Origin of the sequence: Tautonia rosea, assembly GCF_012958305.1 — a bacterium.
GTDB lineage: Bacteria > Planctomycetota > Planctomycetia > Isosphaerales > Isosphaeraceae > Tautonia > Tautonia rosea.
In genome coordinates this window covers 1-20856 of sequence record NZ_JABBYO010000020.1, presented here as the reverse complement: position 1 = coordinate 20856, position 20856 = coordinate 1, and the positions used below count along the sequence as shown (strand labels likewise).

General features: G+C 61.0%; 16 protein-coding genes and 2 tRNA genes. 8 read left to right on the top strand and 10 right to left on the bottom strand.

Annotation, left to right across the window (positions count from 1 at the left end; translation table 11 throughout):
- Positions 1–135: 135 nt before the first annotated feature.
- A complete protein-coding gene (locus HG800_RS24295; RefSeq protein ID WP_169980485.1) occupies positions 136–1374 on the bottom strand; it encodes a peptidylprolyl isomerase in 1239 nt (412 codons plus the stop codon).
- 192 nt (positions 1375–1566) lie between these two features.
- Here HG800_RS24295 and ggt point away from each other — a divergent pair, with 192 nt between their 5' ends.
- The 4 genes from ggt to HG800_RS24275 all read left to right on the top strand — a co-directional run bounded on the left by ggt (position 1567) and on the right by HG800_RS24275 (position 4592).
- Positions 1567–3408, top strand: coding sequence for a gamma-glutamyltransferase (gene ggt / locus HG800_RS24290; protein WP_235963938.1), 1842 nt, complete (start codon positions 1567–1569; stop codon positions 3406–3408).
- A gap of 210 nt (positions 3409–3618) precedes the next feature.
- Positions 3619–4005, top strand: coding sequence for an HU family DNA-binding protein (locus tag HG800_RS24285; RefSeq protein ID WP_169980483.1), 387 nt, complete (start codon positions 3619–3621; stop codon positions 4003–4005).
- 110 nt (positions 4006–4115) lie between these two features.
- Positions 4116–4487 carry a cupin domain-containing protein gene (locus HG800_RS24280; protein ID WP_169980481.1) on the top strand — a complete coding sequence of 124 codons (372 nt, stop codon included), beginning with the start codon at positions 4116–4118 and terminating at the stop codon, positions 4485–4487.
- A 20-nt stretch (positions 4488–4507) separates the two neighbouring features.
- Positions 4508–4592 (top strand) — tRNA-Leu (locus tag HG800_RS24275).
- Positions 4593–4597: 5 nt separating this feature from the next.
- On the opposite strand, the gene HG800_RS24270 is transcribed toward HG800_RS24275, so the two are convergent.
- The 6 genes from HG800_RS24270 to HG800_RS24245 all read right to left on the bottom strand — a co-directional run bounded on the left by HG800_RS24270 (position 4598) and on the right by HG800_RS24245 (position 9720).
- Positions 4598–4891, bottom strand: a complete 294-nt coding sequence (locus HG800_RS24270; RefSeq protein ID WP_169980479.1) for a helix-turn-helix domain-containing protein — start codon at positions 4889–4891, stop codon at positions 4598–4600.
- Positions 4888–5139 (bottom strand): hypothetical protein, encoded by a 252-nt coding sequence (locus HG800_RS24265; RefSeq protein ID WP_169980477.1) that lies wholly within the window; start codon positions 5137–5139, stop codon positions 4888–4890. Before HG800_RS24265 ends, HG800_RS24270 begins: the two co-directional genes overlap by 4 nt.
- A gap of 177 nt (positions 5140–5316) precedes the next feature.
- Positions 5317–6627 (bottom strand): patatin-like phospholipase family protein, encoded by a 1311-nt coding sequence (locus tag HG800_RS24260; RefSeq protein WP_169980475.1) that lies wholly within the window; start codon positions 6625–6627, stop codon positions 5317–5319.
- Entirely contained in the window at positions 6624–6983 is a 360-nt protein-coding gene (locus HG800_RS24255) for a hypothetical protein (protein ID WP_169980467.1), read from the bottom strand. The genes HG800_RS24260 and HG800_RS24255 overlap by 4 nt, the downstream gene beginning before the upstream one ends.
- Positions 6952–7899, bottom strand: a complete 948-nt coding sequence (locus HG800_RS24250; protein ID WP_169980465.1) for a hypothetical protein — start codon at positions 7897–7899, stop codon at positions 6952–6954. Before HG800_RS24250 ends, HG800_RS24255 begins: the two co-directional genes overlap by 32 nt.
- Positions 7900–8865: 966 nt before the next feature.
- Positions 8866–9720, bottom strand: coding sequence for a DUF6268 family outer membrane beta-barrel protein (locus HG800_RS24245; protein ID WP_169980463.1), 855 nt, complete (start codon positions 9718–9720; stop codon positions 8866–8868).
- A gap of 553 nt (positions 9721–10273) precedes the next feature.
- Here HG800_RS24245 and HG800_RS24240 point away from each other — a divergent pair.
- On the top strand, positions 10274–11857 hold the full coding sequence (locus tag HG800_RS24240; RefSeq protein WP_169980461.1) for a TolC family protein: 1584 nt from the start codon (positions 10274–10276) through the stop codon (positions 11855–11857).
- An 82-nt stretch (positions 11858–11939) separates the two neighbouring features.
- On the opposite strand, the gene HG800_RS24235 is transcribed toward HG800_RS24240, so the two are convergent.
- The 3 genes from HG800_RS24235 to HG800_RS24225 form a co-directional block, all read right to left on the bottom strand.
- Positions 11940–15068, bottom strand: a complete 3129-nt coding sequence (locus HG800_RS24235) for an efflux RND transporter permease subunit (RefSeq protein ID WP_169980459.1) — start codon at positions 15066–15068, stop codon at positions 11940–11942.
- A 42-nt stretch (positions 15069–15110) separates the two neighbouring features.
- Positions 15111–16409, bottom strand: a complete 1299-nt coding sequence (locus tag HG800_RS24230) for an efflux RND transporter periplasmic adaptor subunit (protein ID WP_169980457.1) — start codon at positions 16407–16409, stop codon at positions 15111–15113.
- 203 nt (positions 16410–16612) lie between these two features.
- Entirely contained in the window at positions 16613–17008 is a 396-nt protein-coding gene (locus HG800_RS24225; RefSeq protein ID WP_169980455.1) for a hypothetical protein, read from the bottom strand.
- Between the two features lie 276 nt (positions 17009–17284).
- Here HG800_RS24225 and HG800_RS24220 point away from each other — a divergent pair, with 276 nt between their 5' ends.
- The 3 genes from HG800_RS24220 to HG800_RS24210 all read left to right on the top strand — a co-directional run bounded on the left by HG800_RS24220 (position 17285) and on the right by HG800_RS24210 (position 19948).
- A complete protein-coding gene (locus tag HG800_RS24220) occupies positions 17285–18853 on the top strand; it encodes an amino acid permease (protein ID WP_169980453.1) in 1569 nt (522 codons plus the stop codon).
- On the top strand, positions 18850–19698 hold the full coding sequence (locus HG800_RS24215; RefSeq protein ID WP_206352438.1) for a CDP-alcohol phosphatidyltransferase family protein: 849 nt from the start codon (positions 18850–18852) through the stop codon (positions 19696–19698). The genes HG800_RS24220 and HG800_RS24215 overlap by 4 nt, the downstream gene beginning before the upstream one ends.
- 176 nt (positions 19699–19874) lie before the next feature.
- Positions 19875–19948: transfer RNA gene (locus tag HG800_RS24210), tRNA-Arg, on the top strand.
- The last annotated feature ends 908 nt before the right edge of the window (positions 19949–20856 follow it).

Below are 20856 nucleotides of genomic sequence, written 5' to 3'. Positions count from 1 at the left end.
GGAAACGTCTGGCCACACACACTCCACGAACATGAACCGGGCGGCACGGCTCAACGCCATGCCGCCCGGTTCGCGTATGCGACCGTTCGAAGACCAGCAACCGAGACGGAAGGGATCAACGGGACGTCAATCCGATCACTTCGGCTCGGCCGGATTCGGCAGCGCGGGGGCCTCGGGGGCACCGACCGGGCGTTCCACGTTTCCTTCCGAATCACCCGACGATTGCTGCAAGGCGCGGAGCTTCTCCTCGGCACCGGACGGAGGCAGTTCCAGATCGGGCTTGGACATGCGGGCCCGACTGACCTCCTCGTCCTTGACCGCGACCTCGGCCTGCTGAACGCCGGAGAGCTTGACCTGGCCCGTCAGGTGATTTTCGACCGCCGCCTGGACGAACAGCTCCTCCATGACGGTCTTCATCTCGGCCTGGAGCTTGGCCTCGAAGATCGAGGTTTTTACCTGAGCGACAAGGTTTTCGTCGTCGAGGTTGTACTCCTGACCTTCCTCGATCCGCTCGCGCTGGAAGATCACCCAGGCGGTCTCGTTGACCTGGATGGGGCCGGTAAAGTCTCCGTCCTTGGGCTTGTGGCTGGGATCTTTGTCGTTCGGGTCGCCATCGACGAGCTGGGCGAAGGCGGCCTCGGAGACGTGCAAGGGGTCGGCGAACCGGGCAATCGGTTGGGCGAGCAAGCCGCCGAGCACGCGAGAGTCCTGGTCCATCGACAGTTCCTGGGCCATCTTGGCGAAGCCGCCCGGATTTTCTCGGACGCGGTTCCAGACATCCTTGGCCTTGGACAGGGTGTCGACAAGGATCATCCGAACGACCAGCTTGTCGCCGTAGAATGCCTCGAAGGCCTTCTCGATATCTTCTTCGGTCACCTGAACCCGAGGTTCGGCCAGCTTGCGGAGCGCGACGCCGGGGAAGGCGATATACTCGGCATATTGCCGGGGGCTGACGTTCCGCTCACGAGCCAATGCGCGGAGGAAGTTTTCCCGATTGATGCCGGCCCGGGCGGCGTCGCGATCGATCTCGGCGTCGATCTCGGCGGCCGTGACTGTCAGTTGGCGGTTCTTGATCGCCTGGTCGAGCAGGCTCCGCATGATCAGGGTATCAAGGACTTCGAGCCCGTGACGAGAGACACACTCGTCGGCCAGTCGTTGGCGAGAAATGATTTCCCCGTTGACCACGGCGATCGGGTCGCTCGGGTTTGCCGGCACGGCTCGGGGCACCAGCGTGGGCAGGTTCTGGGGCTGCCCTGCCTTGGCCTCAGGAGCCTTGTTTCCTTGCTGGGCCTCGGTCGCAGTGCCAAGCCCAAAGCCCATGTGAATCAGAGCGGCCAGCGCAATCAGCCGCCCTCCTCGGATCCGATCACCCATGTCGTCCCTCCTTGAACTGCTCGCGCCGGGGAACACCGACCGCGATCCGGCACGTTCCGGGCGTTACGATAGCCTCCATCCCCCTGCGGTCAACGCCGATTCGACGCAATCGGTGCCGCAACTCGCATTTTTTTTCAAGCGATCGGGCCTCCTTGGCCGATCGCGATCGATTGCTTTCGGAGAGTGTTCGCCATGCCTCAGCGATTTGCCTCCGGCCTGCAGGCCGATTGCGGCGGTTTCAGGTCCGAGTCGAGTGGAGATCGATCCGACCCTCGGGCCTCCTGGTGCGGGCGGCCTCGGCGAGCGTTGATGGTGATCCTGGGGCTCATCCTGACACCCTTGGCGGCTACGATGCCGCTGAGGGCGGAGGAATTCCGATCGCATGTTGTCGTCTCGCAAGAGGCGAACGCCTCGGACGTGGGCCGCGACGTGCTTCGCAACGGGGGGAATGCGATCGACGCGGCGATTGCCACGGCCTTTGCCCTGGCGGTCACGCACCCGGCGGCGGGGAATCTCGGCGGCGGAGGATTCATCGTCGCCTACCTGGCCGAACAGGATGAGGTCGTCACCGTCGACTTCCGAGAGCGTGCCCCGTTCGCCTCGACCGAGCGGATGTATCTGGATGACGCCAACCGTCCCGTCCGCCGCTACCGGGCCGGGCCAAGGGCGGCCGGAGTCCCCGGAACCGTCCGAGGGCTGGCCCTGGCTCACGAACGATTCGGCACACTCCCCTGGGCCGAACTGGTTCGCCCCGCAGTGGCCTTGGCCGAGGAGGGCTTCCCTGTGACGGAGACCCTCGCCCGGTCGCTCAATGCCCAGTTATTCGTTGATGACGGTGCGGCGGATTTGCTCGACGGCAGCGGCCGAGTCGATCGCCTGGCCGATTTCCCGAGCTCGGTCGCGGCCTTCCGCAAGGCCGATGGCATGCCCTGGCAGGCAGGGGACCGCCTTCGACAGCCCGACCTGGCCGCCACGCTTTCCCGAATCGCCGAGCATGGCCCCGACGAATTCTACGGCGGGAAGACGGCCGATTTGATCGTCGCCGCAATGCAGGACGGCGGGGGTGTGATGACCCGTGAGGACCTCGAATCGTATCGCGCCGTCGTCAGGCCTCCGGTCCGGGGCCGATTCCGGGAGTTCGATGTCTACGGCATGGGGCCACCGTCGTCAGGCGGGATTGTGCTCATCTTGATGCTCCAGATCCTCGAACGGTTTGATCTCGCCGCCGATGGACCCGAGGCTCCTGAAACGCTTCATCGGATCACCGAGGCCATGCGGCGGGCCTTCTTCGTGCGGGCGACCCGGATCGCCGACCCCGACTTCGTTGAGGTTCCGGTCGAAGAACTGACCTCCCTTGCCTTCGCGGACGAACTGGCCGAGTCGATCGGCCCCGAAGCCACCCCGAGTCAAGATCTGGCCGACTTCCCGATCGCCGGCCTGGCTGAAGGCTCGGACACGACGCATCTCTCGGTCGTCGACCGCCTGGGAAATGCCGTGGCGTTGACCTACACCCTGGAACTCGGTTACGGCTCGAAGGCAGTGGTGCCGGGCGCCGGGTTCCTGCTCAACAACGAGATGGGAGACTTCAACCTCGTCCCAGGTGTCACCTCGGCATCGGGGCTCATCGGGACGCCGGCCAACCGGATCGCCCCGGGCAAACGAATGCTCAGCTCGATGTCGCCAACGCTCGTCTTGAAGGACGGTAAACCTCGACTCGTGACAGGATCGCCTGGAGGTCGGACGATTCCGAACACGGTGCTCTGGGTCGTGCTGAACGTTCTGGAGTTCGAGCGATCGCCGCGAGAGGCGATTGACGCCCCTCGAACGCACCACGCCTGGTTCCCCGACGCGATCACCGTGGAGGGGGGTTCGTGGCCCAGGGAAATGCTCGACGATCTCCGCCGCCGCGGCCATCGCGTGCGATCGACGGCGTTGCAGGGGGATGCGCACTCGATCGTCATCGACCCTGAAACCGGGCTGCTCCACGGGGTCAACGACCCCAGGAGACAGACCTCAAAGGCCTCTGGAGACTGAGTCTCAACGGGTTCGGAGTCCACGAAAGACGGCAATCCCGCGAAAAAGACTGCCGGGGCGCAGCCAGATCACAATTTTTCCTGTATATTTCGGGCCAGAGCGTCGATCTGGTTCGGCAGGAGCGTTGTTCGAGCCTCCCCAATGCGGGTTGGGGCCACCAGGAGCGCTCCCACACGGTATTCGAACATCGATCAGGAGGGGATGCGACCCATGGCCGCAAAGAAAGCTGCTCCCAAGGCTGCGCCTGCAAAGGCCGAAGCCGCTTCGGCCAAGGCCAAGGCCCGGCCGATGACCAAGAACGAACTCTACACGGCGCTGTCCGAGAAGACCGGCCTGGCCAAGAAGGACGTGGCGAACGTCTTCGAGCAGCTCGACGAACTGGTCCGCGTTTCGCTCACCAAGCGGGGCGGGCCGAAGCAGTTTGTCCTGCCCGGCATGCTCAAGATTCGCCTGGCCGAGAAGAAGGCCACGCCCGCCAAGAAGGGTCGCAACCCCCAGACCGGCGAGATCATCGACATCCCGGCCAAGCCCAAGCGGAACACCGTCAAGGTCACCCCGCTGAAGGCTTTGAAGGATGCCGTCCTGACCGGCAAGTGATCCCAGGATCGCCGAGGAGGAGGCAGAGCCGCGCTCGGCCCTCCTCCTCCCAGTCGGTGATCGGTGTCCCTACTGTCTTCGTCTCGACATTTCTGCGACGGAACTCCGCGATGGACACCTCCGCCCCGTCCCGAACCGGACCAGGTTACCTGGTGCGCCGCCTCGACGAAGCCCCCACCGTTCCTTGCCCGTGCGGCCAGAGCACCCGGTTGTTGACCTTCGAGGATGCCTCTCCCGCCAACTTCCATGTCACCTTCATCACCGACTCGGTCAAGCACTACCACGCCCGCTGCACCGAGCTGTACTATATCCTCGAAGGGACCGGAGAGCTTGAACTGAATGACGACCTCGTCTCCGTCGAGCCGGGAATGCTGATTGTGATCGAGCCGTACACCCGCCACCGCCTCCGCAGCACGGAAGGTGTCCGTACGATCGTGCTCGGAATCCCCGCCTGGCACCCCGACGACGAATACTTCGATTAATCCCCGCTCTCGATCCGATCGCCGGCGTGGCGGAATGGCAGACGCAGAGGACTTAAAATCCTCCGGGGGGAAACCCCCGTGTGGGTTCGACTCCCACCGCCGGCACTAACTTACGTCGATTCGGGGTGGACGGTGATTGCAGCAATAGTGCAGCAGGCGGCTCGCTGGCGTTGGGGTGACGTTGGGCTATTCGGCAAGTCGTAACCGTTATTCGACTTCAGCCATCTGTACGGCCCGCTCGATGGCCACAGTGCGTCCGACTCGGTGCTCAGCGACTTGCCGTTCAGCTTCCGCCAGACGGTGCTGAAGTTCCAACCAAGCAGACGGGCGAGCCTGGATTGCCCGCCCGTGCCGCGCTCGTCGTTGAGCGAGTCGCAGATTGCTCGCAGTTCGGCGGGGTTCATTTCCTGCCTTTGTCCTCACCGCAGACTTCTACCGCAAACCGAACTGCCATAGCAGCAATCTGAATCGCCTCCTTCTTCATGGCTTCCAGATTACGCCGCTTCTGATTCATCCAGACATGCGCCTTTAGCTCATCAACCTCTTCCAGCATGACGGCGTAACCTTCGTGAGCGCTGTTGAACTGCGGCCAATTGGTAGTGGCACGGATCACCTCCTCATGCACGTCTTCTAAGATTTCATTGACTTTCATAGGAAACTCCATCGTTTAGCCAGGCATCATCGCCCGTGCAGATGGAGGCTATTGCGAATTGCAATAGCAGTCAATTATTTATTGTTGCGTGATGAAATAAGGAACACTACCATGAGGCGGGATAATAATAGTTTGATTGCAATCGAATGAGTTGGTTTTGTCTATGCTAATTGTTGTCTATTCGGGGTGGCTGGTGCTTAGCCAGAAGCACCAACTCAGCACAGCCATCAGCAGAAAAAATGCTGCAAGCGTTAGATACCTCCAAACACGTCGTCTCGCCCGCTTGATCCGACGAGCTTCTTCGACATCCGCCTTGAGGTTGTCGCGGATACGCTGCGCCTCCAGGCACTCGTCGGCGCCATTCGACAAGTGCGCGAGTGCGCCAGCCCGTCCGCAGGCGACGAGATATTCTTTCTCGGTGTCGGTAAGCGCGAAATCCAAAGTATCGATTGGCCGTGGGTCGATGATGACGGTCCGATCGCGGTATCTGGTAATCGCCTCCGCGTCGGCTGATTCCGTACAGATCGAGAGGAGATCCAATAACACCCATCGTTGCCGGACCGGTTCATATATTTCGGAGCCTAAATAGAGGCTAATGAACGGCGTGCCCGGGTTATTAGCCAGGAGGTCGTTGACGGGATAATTGTGCTGAAGGCCCCCGTCATATGCCCTCAATCCCTGGTCCGACTGGGGGATGAAAATAAACGGAATCGACATGCTGCAACGAACGGCATAGGCAGCGGCGACGTCACGATCTCTGGAGTCGAACTTCAGCGCCTGCCTGTTGCGTTGGCTCGCATAAACCGTGACGCGATGAGGCAGGTCTGACAGCATCACGCGCGAAGGCTTGCGGAGCTTCTCCGCAAGCAGCTTATCGAGCCATTCGGTAAACGTGTTCGCGGGATAAAACCCATGATGAATCGCCAGATTGGCCCATTTCTTCCAATGGGCAGCGTCAAAGAAGTCACGGAAATCCTTGTCCCGCAGAATCTGTCTCAGTTCGTCGGCGTTATAGCCTGCGCCGAGGAGGACAGCGGCGACGGCACCTGCTGACGTCCCTACATACCAATCGAAATTATAGCAGCGGGTGAGATGCTCGATTGCGCCCACATACGCCAAGCCCTTAATGCCACCCCCTTTCATGATCAGCGCGTGACCCGCCCGCGCATCGCCCAGCCTTGGGAGGGCTTTTGTGGCCACATGGTCGCTGGGATCACTCGGCGCGTCTCGCAGCATCTTGACGGCACTGGTGAACTCTGTCGCCATGCGACCTATAGTATCATCCTGCCCGGCCTGGTACGCGCCAGCTGAGGAGGCGAAGAGGCGGGCTAACTTGCAGGCATGTAGAGAAGCACCTGCCTTCAGCCATTTTTCCTCGAATTCGATGAGCCTTTTTTGACTGACATTTCGTTCGTTGAGCATATCAATCACGTCGTCCCACATCATTGCCGCGATGTCATCTTCGTCCGGCGATTCGCTCGCATTCATCGATCGACACCGACGTAAACGGGTATCACTTCCGCGTCGCCAGTGTCAAAGGAGCGATCCGTGGTGTCGTGGGACTCCGGCGGGATGTCCCTCAATGAATCATAGAAGTCATCGGCCAGGACATGGTTCGTGGGCGCGATGAGGCCGAATTTCTCCCGAAGAATCCCGATCCGTTCCAATGAGACGAGCGCAACCGCCAGAAGCGAGGTGTCGATGCCTGGCCTCTCGGACACAACGCGACGAATATCGATGTAATCAAGATGCGGATTGTTCTCGATCCACTCCGCGAGTGTATCCAGGACCGAGCGAAGTTGCGGTTGCCTCTCAGCCAAGTCGGCGAAGTTGGTCGGTAACATGCTGGATCGCCTTTCCAGTAGTCTTCGCCCGCACGTGGATGTTGTTGGCTCCGTACTTTCCGACCGCCGTCCTGAGCTCGCCTTGCGCGCCGTGGGCCTCGCGGTCCAGATACCAGGTGACCACAAGCTCGTTGCACAACCGGTACAACCTGATCGCCTGTTCGCGCGTGACGTCGCTCATCAAATGATCTCGGCCCGATGGCGGCGCGAATTTAGCCGAACCCCTCTGCTCATCCTGGACTCGGGCATCCCCCAAGCGGCACATCTCTCCGTAATCCTGATGATTCTCAATGAGCTTCATGCACGCAGGGTTGAGATTAAAGGGCTCGAAATCGGTCTCGTTCAAGCCCGCTCCAACGGCCGTCCACAAGCTGCTGACCGACTCCAGCAAATCGTTGCGCTTGGTCTCCTGGGGCACCCTGAGTTCGAGCATGCCATCGGCGTGCCACCGAACCAGCTTGATGTCGCGGGAGAGGCGGTGCTTCCACACCTCGATCTGCGTCTCATCGTCCGTAGGTGTCTTGCCCTGGGATTCCCATCGCAGTTTCCCCGAATAGAGCTTCGCCGTCCATCCTGAACCCATCGTCCCCGTCGGCCCGATGCGAAAATCCGCCCATCGCTCGTTGCGCGGCCGGGCGAGTACCAGCGGGAATCCGGTCTGCGTCCGCCAGTCTGCCCCGAACAGCCGCGAAGCAATTGACTCGGCGTCGCTCGTCGCCGCTCTCACATCCTCTGACTTCGGCTTGTGGAGGAAGATGTGCTGCTGGCCCGACTCCTCGGAATCGACCAGCATGTCCACGGCGGCGTCGGCCAACTCACCACCGCCTTGGATCGCCTCTCTGAGATGCTCGAAGACCATCTCGTCGCTGCTGCCCGAAGACTTGATGTCGGGATTGATCTTCTTGGCCTCTCGCAAGAAGTCCTCAATCCTATCGTGCTTGCAATGCTTGCGGACCAGCTCCAAGATTGGGTCATAATCTTCGATGCGATACTTAGGAGGCATCCCGTCTTACTCCAGCGTCGGCGGAACCCGTGCCCCGCAATGTCCACGCGGGCACACATTGGATCATCCTCCCTTACCATAGTCGGGAGGCCGAACGGACGATATGCAGTGACGCCGGTTTTTGCGCTGGTATCCTTCCCAGCCTTTCCAGGCTAAGCCAAATGGCTGTGTCATTGTACAAATGGCCACTGTGACCTTCAAGCCCCCCCAGCGTGGATGAGCTGAAGCAAGCTGCCGCCGGAGGCAGAGATGCTGTTGCGTCCAGCAATGGCATATATTTTTGTATATTAATATTATTTGTGATTATGATTGCCATTTCGGCAACATCCACGCAGTCAAGGAAAATCGCTGCGTTTTTGCTGCACTACTTGCCAATGTCGCTGCAATCCGACCCCAATGTGTCCGAAAAACATCGGCTGCCGCAACTCCTTATGACGCAGCTCATTCCAACTCGTCTCCCACGCCGCCCCAGTGCCATTCCCCGGCAGACAAAAGACACTTAAAATCCTCCGGAGGGAAACCTCCGTGTGGGTTCGACTCCCACCGCCGGCACTCTGACTCTGACCGACACGAGACGCCAAGCGCCGACTCTGGCAGGGGTTTACGTCAAGCCCCTACTGAAGCCATCGACGGACAATCACGCCAGTCTCCGTCTTTGTCTGTCCTCAACTGCGACCCAAACTGTGACCAGTCCGGCCCCCGATCCGGCCGAAGTGATCGCCTCGTGGGAGTCGCTGCCCGAGGCGGTCAGGACGTTCCTCCTTCGGTTACGTTGGTCGAAGGATGCCCCTGGTGAGGACACGAGGGTTGCCGGGGGAGGGATGCCGAACCGAGTTGAATGAACGACTCTGGCTCGCCCCGGCCCCGACCATCTGGGTGTCAGAATCGGAAGCCCGCTCGCAGGTAGATGCCAGGATCGACCGTGTTGCCGCGTTGGAACATCAGGTCGAGGTCTCGGGCGAAGGCGGCTCCCACCTCTCCGAAGAGGCGCATCTTCTGCGTCGTCGTCCACTCGGCACCCATCGCGACGCGGAAGTCTCGGTATTCGAGCAGGTCGTTGCGACCGGCTGATTGTATTGCGTAGGTGCTCGAGTCGAACGCGAACTGGCCGTAGAGCTGAAGCTGTTCACTCCATCGATAGACGATGCGAGGCCGAGGCGCGATCAGGTCGACGCGCCAGGTTTCCGATGGCTTCCAGATCAGGCCTGCGGCCGGAATGATCGGAATCTCGGGCTGTGCGGTGTACACGACGCCACCGATCAGGATCAGCTTCGGACTGTATATGTAAGAACCAAAGAGACGGGCGGGTACTCGAACGGCCTCTCCCGAGAGATTTTCCCAATCCGTGTAGAGGCCAGGAGTCGCTCCGATGGTGATGCTGAATTTCCTCGAAAGCGGCTGCTCGAGCTGGAAATCGGTCGTGAGCGCGTAAACCTGTTCGGGCAGGTCCGGCCCCGGCTTCGGCGGTCCCCCAAGGAACAAGGTCTGAAACTGGGGCCTGACGCTCAGAAGCGACCACTTGCCCAGCTTGAATCGCTTGCCTCCGCCAACGGAGAGGAAGCTCATCGACAGCTCGGCCTGGCTCCCACCGATCTGAGAAGGCCCGATCCACCAGGAGTCGAAGGCCAGCCTGGGAGGCGGCGGGGGCCCAAACTCCCGAGGAATCCCTTCGGGAGCCGGCGGATCGTTGGGCGCGGAGTCCGGGCCGCCAAATTCGCCAATGTCCTGGTACAAGGACCCCAGGGTCTCCCCGTTTTGCCCGGGCTCGACCGATACGGGTGCCGGTCTCGAAGTCGAAGGGAGTGCCAAGCGGCTCTGCGCTGGCTGCCCGATTGCAGAGTCAGCCAGGGTGAGCCCAAGGATCACAAGGGCACACAGGCGAAATTGCGGATGGAGCATCCGTGTGCATCGAAAACGCGGCGGAATCGCAGGCATAACTCTCCTCCTTGAGAGTGCAAGACGCAAACTGTAGGCATGGGGGTCCCGACCGACCAGAGAACTTTTTTGAGATCTTCCCGACAGTCGGCGTCGATTGCCTTCAACGTCGGCTGCGGTGTTGAGCGCGAGAATCGCGACGTAAGGGATGCAGGATTCAGGACGATTCTGCCGAAAACATCGGTATGACGCTCCGGAACGAGCCCGATGCCGGTGCGAGTGCTTCGCCGCGAGCCGTGTATGAAACGGTGGGGGTCATCTCGACCCCAGACGCGCTGATTCGCACGCATCTCACGGCCGAACACACGTGTGGTGTCCCGATTCGAGGGTGGCGCTCGCCATCGAAAGACTCATGATCACCCGCTTCACCATTCTCGGCACTGTGCTGATGCTGGCGGTGATTCCGGCGACGCACGGGGCCAAGGCGCAGCAGGCGACCGAGCCACCCACCAGCTTTGGTCAGGGGTTGCAAGAGTCGACGCTGGGGCGAGCCCCCGGGTCGATGACGACACAAATGCCGTCGGATCGGCCAGGCCTGGAGGGGACGATCGGCAATCGACCGGGGCCGGGAACGCCTCGTGTACCCTTCTCGATCACCACGCCGGAATCGAGCCTCGCGCCTCCGGGGCTGGAACGGGTGCTGCCGCTTCCTGAGTTGCCGATCGCCGCGATGCCGCTTTATGGCACGCTGGAGTTGCCCACCGACCCCGATGCTCCGTTCGATCCGAACGCGCTGACGCTCGACCAGGCCATTCAGCGCCTGATGGAGGTCAATCCGACCCTGCGAGCCCTCTCGTTTGAGTTGCCGCAGGCCGAGGCCGACGTGCTCACGGCGGGCTTGCGGGCCAATCCGATCCTCTTCACTGACGCGCAGATGATTCCGTATCAGCCCTACACCGATGCGCGGCCCGGGGGGCAGACTCAATACGATCTGAACATTTCGTATCCCCTCGATTTGACCGGAAAGCGACGGGCACGAATCCGATTTGCCAGCCGGGTTTTCAGTGTGATCGAGGCTCAGTATCAGGATGCGGTGCGTCGAGAGATCGACAATCTTTCGATTGCCTTTGTCGACGTGCTTGCGGCCCGAGAGACGGTACGACTGGCCGAAGCCGGTGCGCGAGGGCTGGAGCGGGTGCTCGAACTGACCGAGACGCTCCGCGAGCAAGGGCTTCAGACCGAAGCCGACGTCAATCGCGTTCGGATTCAGCAAACCGACGCCGAGATTGCCCTGGCCGACAGTGAGGAGGCACTTCGAAGAACCAAGCGGACGCTCGGCTCGCTGCTGGCAATCCATCCGGCAGAGGCCGAAGACATGCCGGTCGAGGGGCAACTGGTCGATCCGATCGCCGCCCCTCCCACCATTGAAGAACTGACCGAGCTGGCCCTGGCCGCCCGTCCTGACTTGCTGGCCTATCGGCTCGGGATCGATCGGGCGAAGGCGCAGGTTGATCTGGAAGTGGCCAATCGGTTATCGGATGTCTTCTTGCTTTATCAACCGTTTACCTATCAGGATAATTCCCCCTTTGACTTGCCGGGAGCGACCTCCTGGGCATTAGGGATCACCATTCCCTTGCCGGTCTTCAACCGGAACCAGGGGAATATCCAGCGGGCACGGGTCAACTTCTCACAGAGTCGTTCGGAATACGACGCGATCGTCCAGCAAGTGGTGGTTGAAGTTCGTCAGGCGGAACAAGAGTTCCATAACTCTCGGTCTGTCCTGCGTCGCGTCGAGGCCGAGCAGCTTCCGGCCGCGGAGCAGATTCTGGAATCGACCGACCGTCTGTTCTCCAGCGGCGAGATCGACGCGGTAGCCTACCTCAACGTTCGACGCGAATACAACGATGTGATCCGCCGCTGGCGCGATCTGCTTGTTCGACACCGTCGAAGCATGCTCGCCCTGAACACAGCGGTCGGCCAGCGGGTCTTACCGTGAGGATTGCTGTCCTGAGTCCGAGCGATCTCCTCCAGTCACGGATTGGGGCGAGCAGCGGGAAATGGTCGAAACGGGCCATCCCTCAAGGGCTGGCAGAGGGCCCTGCGCCTGGCTCGGACCCGGGTTCGGGAGCATCGTGGGGGTCGTTTCGAGGCCCCTGTCCCAGGAGCGAGTAGAGGATTGGCAGCACGACCATGGTGGTCAAGGTGCTGAATCCCATCCCGGCGACGACGACCGTGGCCAGCGGACGTTGCACCTCGGCACCGAATCGCTCGGAGGTCGCCATGGGCAAGAACCCCAGGAGGGCAACCGTCCCGGTCATCAAGACCGGCCGTAAGCGCTCCAGCGCGGCCTCTCGGATCGCCTGATCTTTCGGGACACCACTGTCAATGCGATGTCGAATCGCGTTGACGAGGACCAGACCCATCAGCATCGAGGCCCCGGAAAGTGCAATGAAGCCCACCCCTGCCGAGATGGTAAACGGCATGCCTCGTGACCAAAGTCCGAAGACTCCCCCGCTCGACGCAAAGAGCACTCCGGTGAAGATCAAGGCCGCATCTCGGGCCGAGCCGAACGTTAGGTAGAGCAGGCTCAGCGTCAGCCCGAGCGCCAGTGGAACGACCAGGTATAGCCGGTTCCGGGCCCGGATCAGGTTCTCGAACTGACCTCCCCAGGTGATGGAGTAGCCGACGGGCAGGGTCAGTTCGTCCTCGATCCGACGTTGGGCCTCCTCGACGAACGACCCGAGATCACGGCCGCGAACGTTCGATTGCACGACGATTCGACGTTGGCCCCAGTCGCGCTGGATGGTTGATGGGCCGACCGTCTCCTCGAAGCGAACGAGCCGATCCAGGGGGATGCGAGCCCCGGAGGCGGTCGGGATGAGGATCGCTTGCAAGGCATCGGGATGATCGCGGTACCGTTGGGGCAAGCGGATGACCAGGGGGAAGCGGCGTCCTCCTTCCTCGGCATAAATCTCGCCGACGGGGATGCCCCCGACGGCCCGAACCGCATCGAGGACCACGCGCCCCGGGACTCCGTGTCGGGCCAGGGCCGACCGATCAACGACGATACGGAGCACCGGCAACCCGGTCACCTGTTCGACGCTGACGTCGGCCGCCCCAGGGATCGCTTCCAGAATCTCGGCAATCTCGCCCGCTTTCGCCTGAAGCACCTCCAGATCGTCACCGAAAAGTTTGACACCGAGATCGGCGCGGATGCCGGCGATCATCTCATTGATCCGCTGCTCGATCGGTTGGCTGAAGACCGCATCGTTGCCGGGCAATTGCTCGACGACGTCGGCCATTGCATCCACGAGTTCTTCCTGGGTCGAAGCCCGGATCCACTTCTCCCTCGGCCGGAGCGTGACGAAGACGTCGCTCAGCTCCAGGCCCATGGGGTCGGTCGCGACCTCGGCGGTGCCGATCCGGGTCCAGATGTGGTCGATCTCGTCGGGGAACTCCTCCAGGAGGATCCGTTCCAGTTCGGTGCCGTAGCGTTGCGACTCGTCGTAACTGACGCTCGCCAAGCGGACGGTGTTGAAGACGATTGCCCCTTCGCCGAGCCGGGGGATGAACTCCGAGCCGAGCCCGAGGGCCAGCCGAATCATCACCGCCATCAGGGTCACGGCGGCCAGAAGGGTTGTGAGAGGGTTCTTCAGCGAGAGACGAAGGATCGGCCGGTAGACCCAGAGGGCGATGCGGTCGAGGATCGTTTCCTTCTCCTCCTTCCCTTTGGACAGGCCGAGCGAGGCGAGGACCGGCATCAGGGTGAGTGAGAGGATCATGGAGCCGACCAGGGCGAAGACCACCGTCAGGGCCATCGGACGGAACAGCTTCCCCTCGACCCCTTCAAGCGTCAAGATCGGCAGATATACAATGATAATGATCAGTTCGCCGAACATGGTGGGCTTGCGGACCTCGATGGCCGCTTGCCGCACGATTTCGATTTTCGAGCGGTTGGTACGGTCTTCCGAGAGCCGGCGGACGCAGTTTTCGACCATTACCACCGAGCTATCCACCACCAGACCGAAGTCGATCGCCCCGAGGCTCATCAGGCTGCCGGCGATCCCGACCCGCTGCATCATCGACAGCGCGAAGATCATGGAAAGCGGGATCGCCGAGGCAACGATCAGACCGGCTCGCAGGTTCCCGAGAAAGGCAAACAGGACGGCGATGACGAGAATCGCCCCCTCGAACAGATTTGCCTCGACCGTGTGCAAGACTCGGTTGATCAAGTCGGTCCGTCGGTAAACGACGACGACTTCGACCCCTTCGGGCAGGAGTTTGCGGACCTCGTCCATCGCCGCCTCGATGGCCAGGGTGACGTCTCTCGAATTCTCGCCCATTCGCATGAAGGCGAGCCCGAGCACGACCTCTCCCTGGCCCTCGGCCGTGGTGCCTCCCCGGCGGATCGCATGGCCGATGGTCACGTTGGCCACGTCCCGGATTCGAATTGGGACCCCTTCGACCGAAGTAATGACGAGGTCGGCGATCTCTTCCGTCGATTGGACAAGGCCGACCCCCTGAATCAGGGCAATCTGTCCCCCCTGGTCGACTGGGCCGCCGCCGACATTCTGGTTGTTCTCTTGGAGTGTTTGTGAGATGTCGTCGAAGGTCAGGTTGTACTTCGCCAGCAAGGACGGGTCGATCTGGACCTCGTACTGCTTGGCCAGGCCGCCGAGCGTGTTGACCTCGGCAATCCCATCCACCCGCATTAATCGAGGGCGGACGACCCAGTCGTGCAACGTTCGCAATTCGGTGAGATCGTAAACATGACTTTCGAGGTAATAGTGAAAGATTTCTCCCAGGCCCGTGGCGACCGGCCCCATCTCAGGAGGCTCGATCCCCTCGGGCAACTTCAAGCCGGTGAGTCGTTCGGTGATTTGCTGGCGAGCGAAGTAGATGTTCGTCGAGTCGTCGAAGATCGCCACCACCTGCGAGAGGCCGAACTTCGAAACCGATCGGACCTCCTGAAGTCCCTTCAGCCCTCCGAGCGAAAGCTCGACCGGGTAAGTCACCAGCAGCTCGATCTGCTCTGGAGACAGCGCGGGGGCCACGGTGTTGATCTGCACCTGGTTCGGCGTCGTGTCCGGGAAGGCGTCAAGCGGTAACTTCAACGCCGAATTCACCCCCACGAGCACGAGGATCAGCGTTGCCATCAAGATGAAAAAACGGTTATTCAAACTTGCATTGATCAGTGCATTGAGCATGGGGGAGGTCCTGGCAGGAGGCCGGTTCGAAACATCACATGATCAGTCGCCCGCCATTTCCTCGCGGCGAAGTTCCGACATCAGGAAGAAGGCCCCCGTGGTGACCACCGTTTCCCCCGGTTGCAGACCTTGCACAACTTCCACCATGCCAGGCTCCCGGATCGACCGAATCTCCACTTGACGGGGGAGAAAGGAGCCGTCGGCGTGGTCGAGGAAGACGACCGTTGTGCCCGGGGCAACCACCTGCACCGCCTCTCGCGGGATGACCACCGATTCCCGGGGCTTGGCCACCGCGATTGAACCCCAGCCAAACTGCTTGGCTCGGAGCCGTCCCTCGGGATTCTCCAACTCGGCGAGCACGCGAACGGTGCGTGTCACCGGATCGATCGACGTATCGACCCATTCGACTATTCCCTCGGATGGGGACTCGGATCCGACCTTTGTGTCGAAGGTCACCGATTGCCCCCGGCTGACCAGGCTGTATTCGGCCTCGGGGACGTCGATCCAGGCCCAGAGGGTCGAGAGGTCCGTGAGGAGGAACATGACCGTTCTCGGCTCCAACGCTTCGCCGATCACGGCATGAACATCGACGATGGTCCCTTCGATCGGGGCAATCACGTCTAGCAGGGAGGAGGTGTCGTTCGTTGCGGCAATTTGGTCGAGATCCGCTTCGGTGAACCCGAAATTGCGAAGCCGTTGAGTGGCTCCGAGCAGGTCGGCTCGGGCCGTGTTCAAGGTGGCTCGGGCTTCGAGTTCCCGGGCCTTCGGGAGCGCGTCGCTGGCCGAGAGGGTGATCGTGCGTTCCAGGGTCGCCTCGGCCAACTCCGCCATGGCTCGGGCGGAGAGGTAATTGGCCTTCGCCGTTCCGACCTCTGCCGAATCCACCACGGCCAGGCGATCTCCGGGCTGACATTTGGTCCCGTGATCCGCCAACACCTCCCGGACCACGCAGGCAACCCGAGGGACGATCTCGGCATAGCGGTGGCCGTCATATTCCGTCTCGGCGTTCCCCTCGACACGTTCGACGAGCGTTCGGCGTTCGGCCGTCGCCGTTTGCATACCGATGCGTTGCGCTACCTCCGGAGACGAAAGCCGGACGGCGGTGTGATACTGCGGGGTGTCGCTGCTCGCAGACGAGGTCGACTCTGTGTCTTCATCCTCTGACGTGGCATCCTCGACGACGATCATGCCGGTTGTTTCCTCGGCCTCGGATTCGGGCTCGCCCAGCATGCTCCAGAGGCTTGGAATCTCGACCAGATCCGGTCGAAGCACCGCGAGCAAGATGACAGCGATCACGGCATAGGCAATCAGGTTGCCGAGCCATGAGAACATGCGACTCATGACAAAGGTCCTTTTGGGTCCGGAGAATGTCTCGGGTGGGGAAGGCGCTTCAACTGCCGATCACCAGACGCGAGACCTGGAGCGATCGGCGTGACGATCGAGACCCGGGTATCGGGAAAGGGGGGAACAGATCCCGACGAGCGAAAAGCCCCTGCATCGGAGCGGATGCCGGGATTCGCGGGAAGAAAGGGGAGGAGCCGCGTCTAGCAGCGGAAATTCTGCAGCATCGCGCGCACGGAGAGCGCACTGTTTCGGCGCGTCGCGATGACAAGACGCTCATTGAGATGGGCGACAGCGAGATCGACAGATCGGACCAGAGGAATCGCCCACTCGTCCAGAAACTCGCCGGAGCGGTCGTTGATCCAACAAGGGGAGCAGGTCGACGTGAGGGCGCCGTCGCAGAGACAGGGCCCGAAGTCGGGCACCGAGAAGGGATCAGACAGGTCATCTGAGGGAATCGTGGCCGCTCCTGCCCATCGGTAAAAGGCAAGCGACGACCAGTCGTGAAAATTCTCCCCTGTCAAACAGGGACAGACCACGATCCGAAACAGCAGCCAAATTTTAAAGAGCACCGACAGGTGCGGCATACCCGTGCCCAATGCGACCAATCATTGAACTGCAAGACAATCCGAAATCAACCCAATCAATCGTAAAACGCATTCCCCGGCTCCGCAAGGGTTCCGCTCAACTGGGTCGTAAGGGTTTAGTGAGCAATCAACACCGAGGGAGGGGAGACCTCAAGGTTGCTGGCAAAGGACGTGCGCGCGAACAACTCGTCGCGCAATCTGACGCAGTCTATGCTAAAACGTTATGGTTCCTTCTTGCCGCGTTCATCGTTTGTACTCCCCGAATGACCTGTGACGAGGATCTCCCGCGTGTCTCAGGAGGCACACACCGAAGACACCCACGAACTGGCCGGCTTCGGGTACCGGCAGAAGCTTGACCGGACCCTGGGGAGCTTCTCCTCGTTTGCCGTCGGCTTCTCGTATCTGTCAATCCTGACCGGCCTGCCTCAGCTCTTTTACATGGGCTACGCCGCAGGTGGACCGGCCTTCTTCTGGACCTGGCCGACGGTCTTTCTCGGGCAGTTCCTGGTGGCGCTCTGCTTTGCCGAACTGGCGGCCCGGTATCCCCTGTCCGGGGGGGTTTACCAGTGGTCCAAGCACATTGGATCGGCGGGTGTGGGCTGGATGGCCGGCTGGGTGTATCTGGCATGCTCGGGCATTACGTTGGCCGCGGTCGCCCTGGCGCTCCAGATCACGCTGCCGCAGCTTTGGTCCGGATTTCAGATCATTGGTTCGGCCGCCAATGCGGAAGACGCCGCGAAGAACGCCGTACTCCTCGGTTGCATCCTGATTGTCTTCAGCACGATTGTGAATTCGGTCGGCGTTCGATTGCTCTCCCGAATCAACAATGCGGGGGTCTTTGCCGAGATCGTTGGAGCGATCTTGCTTGTGGCCTTGATGGCCTTCGCGGCGCGGCGGGGGCCGGCCATCGTCCTCAACGTCGAGGGCCTGGGAGAAGGGCGATCGCTGGGCATTCTTGGCGCGTTTCTGGCCGCGGCCTTGCCGGCAACTTATGTGATGTACGGCTTCGACACCGCTGGATCGCTCGCCGAGGAAACCGACAACCCGAGACGCCGTGCTCCGCGAGCAATCTTGCTCGCGCTGGGCTCAGTCGGTCTGGTCGGAGCCTTGCTGATTGTCACCGCCCTCTGCGCCGTCGAGAATCCGGCCGACCCACAGCTCGGAATGGTCAGTGGCGGCATGCCGTATGTGATCAAGCAAGTGCTGGGAGAACGGCTGGGCCGCCCCTTGCTTTGCCTGCTGGTCGTGGCCATTACCGTCTGCACCCTGACCGTGCACGCCGCAGCTGTTCGGTTGATGTTCGCGATGGCGAGGGATAACAACCTGCCGTTCTCCGAGACCCTCGCCCATATCTCCGAGACGTCTCGGACACCCACTTGGCCGGCCGTGTTCCTCGGAGCGTGCGCCATCCTGATGCTGGTGGTTAACGTCAACTACCCGCAGGTGATCGAGGTTATGGCCTCGGTGGCGATTGTCTGGGCGAACCTTGCGTATTTGCTGGTAACGGCGCCGCTGCTGTCTCGGCGGCTCCGCAAGGCGTATCGGGGGGCTCACCCGCACCACTTCTCCGATGCCTTCTCGATGGGACGATGGGGGCTGCTTGTCAACTTCCTGGCTGTGGTCTGGGGCATTTTCGTGATCGTGAACCTGTCCTGGCCCCGCTCGGAAATTTACGGAACCGAAACGGCCCGGCGTTACAGTGCCCCGCTGGCGACGGCCGCCATGCTACTGGCCGGGGGATCGTATTACTGGCTGGTCCGCCGACACAAGACCGGCGTTCTGGAAACCCACCGCGCGCCCGTCACACTCGCGCCGGCGACGATGGTGCTTGATCCTGAGGGAGGCGAACGAGGATGACATCCCGAGAATCCTTGATGGGAGAGAACTTGACCACCGACGAGCCAAACGCCGACCAGCGCCGTCCGGGTGCCGGAGACCCGATCCGCACCGTCATGGCCTGGGGCGTGCATCTCTACACGGCCCTCGGTCTGGTAATCGCCGCCTCCATCGCCGTGCTTCTGGTGCGAGGCGATGCCGACGCGTTCCGCTGGTCGTTCGCCTTGATGCTTCTCGCCACCCTCGTCGACGCCACCGACGGCACGATGGCCCGAGGTGTCGGTGTGAAACGCGTCTTGCCGAACTTCGACGGCCGAAAGCTCGACGATCTGACCGACTTCCTGACCTACACGTTTCTGCCTCTGCTGCTCATCTGGCGAGCCGAGATTCTGCCCGCCGGCCTGGAAGCCTGGCTCTTGCTTCCGCTGCTGGCCAGCGCCTATGGCTTTTGCCAGGTCGAGGCCAAGACCGACGACGGCTATTTCCTCGGCTTCCCTTCTCACTGGAATGTCGTCGCCTTTTACCTTTACGTCCTTCCCATCCCCGAGTGGGCGGCTCTGGCAACCCTCATTCTGTTCGGATTCTTGACGTTCATCCCGAGCCGCTACCTTTACCCCTCACAGCCGGGACGGCTCAACATGCTGAGCAACTTTCTGGCCGTTCCCTGGACCTTCCTCTTGATCTGGATCCTCTGGCGAATGCCGTCCGACTCGCCCCCCGTCTGGACGACCGAGATCCGGACCCTGACCCTGATCTCACTGTTTTACCCCGCCTTTTACATGGGCGTTTCCTGGTTCATCACCCTACGACGCTGGCTCTCCGACACCCCCCTGCGCCGACTTGGAACCTCGGAATCCTCATCCTGACCGAACGCGTCCCGGTGGGCGCTGACCCCCTCCTCAGCGCTCACCGCTTCCTCCCTTCCCTCACTGCCTTTGGTTCTCAGCCACTCCTGCCCGTTTTTCCGCTCGACCTGCCTTACCAACTGCCCACCACCCGCTTGACACAGCGTTCACAATCGAAACAATACTTGAGATAAGACGTGCCCGTAGCTCAATTGGATAGAGCGTTAGCCTCCGGAGCTAAAGGTTGCAGGTTCAAATCCTGCCGGGCATATTCAGAAGTCTTTACACTGTAGGGACTTACGCCTAGGGCAACTGGCAGGGCATCGCGTCGGGTTCTGTGCCAACGGCATAGAATCATGGCACGGAAAGCAAAACCTTGGTTCACATCCGATCGAGACTGTTGGTTTGTTTACCATCAAGGCAAGCAAATCAATCTCGGCAAAGACGAAAAAACAGCATGGGAAAAGTTCCATAGTCTGACCGGAACTAAGCTGCCCATTACTTCAAACTCGCCGCATGAGCAAGAAAAGCCGCGCACACTGGATGCACTAGTAGATGTTTATCTTGCTTATTGCAAGGCTACGCGCTCAAAAAATAGTTGGGTGGTAGCAAAGGCTCGACTCTCAAAGTTCCGCAAGAGATTCGGGACGTACGCGCCTGAATAACTGACGCCAGGGCAATTAGAGTTCTGGTCGAGAGAGCAAGGCTGGTCGAGCAGTGGCGCGTGTGGTGTTCTGACTGTTGTGAACGCATTCTTGAATTGGTGTGAGCGCGAGAAGCTGATTGCAGAGAATCCGGTTGCTGGTGTTCACAAGCCCTCAATGGAGCGCCGGACACTGCTACTGACTGACGATGAAGTGAAACGACTCTTGGATGCAGCGCCACCCGACTTGAGAATTATGATGCAATTGTTGGATAGTACAGAAATGCGACCACACTTGTTATGTTGCATGCAAGCAGGCCACATTGATTGGAATAACGGCATTGCCAAGATGAGATCAAAGGGTAAGCAATATCTCTTGTATATCCCAAAATACTGGCTCGACTATTTGAAGGTCATGGCGCGGCGCTTTCCCGATGGTCCCCTACTTCGTACCCAAAGAGGGAATCCCTGGACACCTAACGGACTGCGCCAAAGACTAGTGTCCCGACACGGAAGTTTCTGGTTGTGACTGCGGA

Excerpts from the sequence above, each read along its gene's own strand:
- HG800_RS24295 (WP_169980485.1), bottom strand. The coding sequence starts at position 1,374 with ATGGGTGATCGGATCCGAGGAGGGCGGCTGATTGCGCTGGCCGCTCTG.
- ggt (WP_235963938.1), top strand. The coding sequence starts at position 1,567 with ATGCCTCAGCGATTTGCCTCCGGCCTGCAGGCCGATTGCGGCGGTTTC.
- HG800_RS24285 (WP_169980483.1), top strand. The coding sequence starts at position 3,619 with ATGGCCGCAAAGAAAGCTGCTCCCAAGGCTGCGCCTGCAAAGGCCGAA.
- HG800_RS24280 (WP_169980481.1), top strand. The coding sequence starts at position 4,116 with ATGGACACCTCCGCCCCGTCCCGAACCGGACCAGGTTACCTGGTGCGC.
- HG800_RS24270 (WP_169980479.1), bottom strand. The coding sequence starts at position 4,891 with ATGAACCCCGCCGAACTGCGAGCAATCTGCGACTCGCTCAACGACGAG.
- HG800_RS24265 (WP_169980477.1), bottom strand. The coding sequence starts at position 5,139 with ATGAAAGTCAATGAAATCTTAGAAGACGTGCATGAGGAGGTGATCCGT.
- HG800_RS24260 (WP_169980475.1), bottom strand. The coding sequence starts at position 6,627 with ATGAATGCGAGCGAATCGCCGGACGAAGATGACATCGCGGCAATGATG.
- HG800_RS24255 (WP_169980467.1), bottom strand. The coding sequence starts at position 6,983 with ATGTTACCGACCAACTTCGCCGACTTGGCTGAGAGGCAACCGCAACTT.
- HG800_RS24240 (WP_169980461.1), top strand. The coding sequence starts at position 10,274 with ATGATCACCCGCTTCACCATTCTCGGCACTGTGCTGATGCTGGCGGTG.
- HG800_RS24235 (WP_169980459.1), bottom strand. The coding sequence starts at position 15,068 with ATGCTCAATGCACTGATCAATGCAAGTTTGAATAACCGTTTTTTCATC.
- HG800_RS24230 (WP_169980457.1), bottom strand. The coding sequence starts at position 16,409 with ATGAGTCGCATGTTCTCATGGCTCGGCAACCTGATTGCCTATGCCGTG.
- HG800_RS24215 (WP_206352438.1), top strand. The coding sequence starts at position 18,850 with ATGACATCCCGAGAATCCTTGATGGGAGAGAACTTGACCACCGACGAG.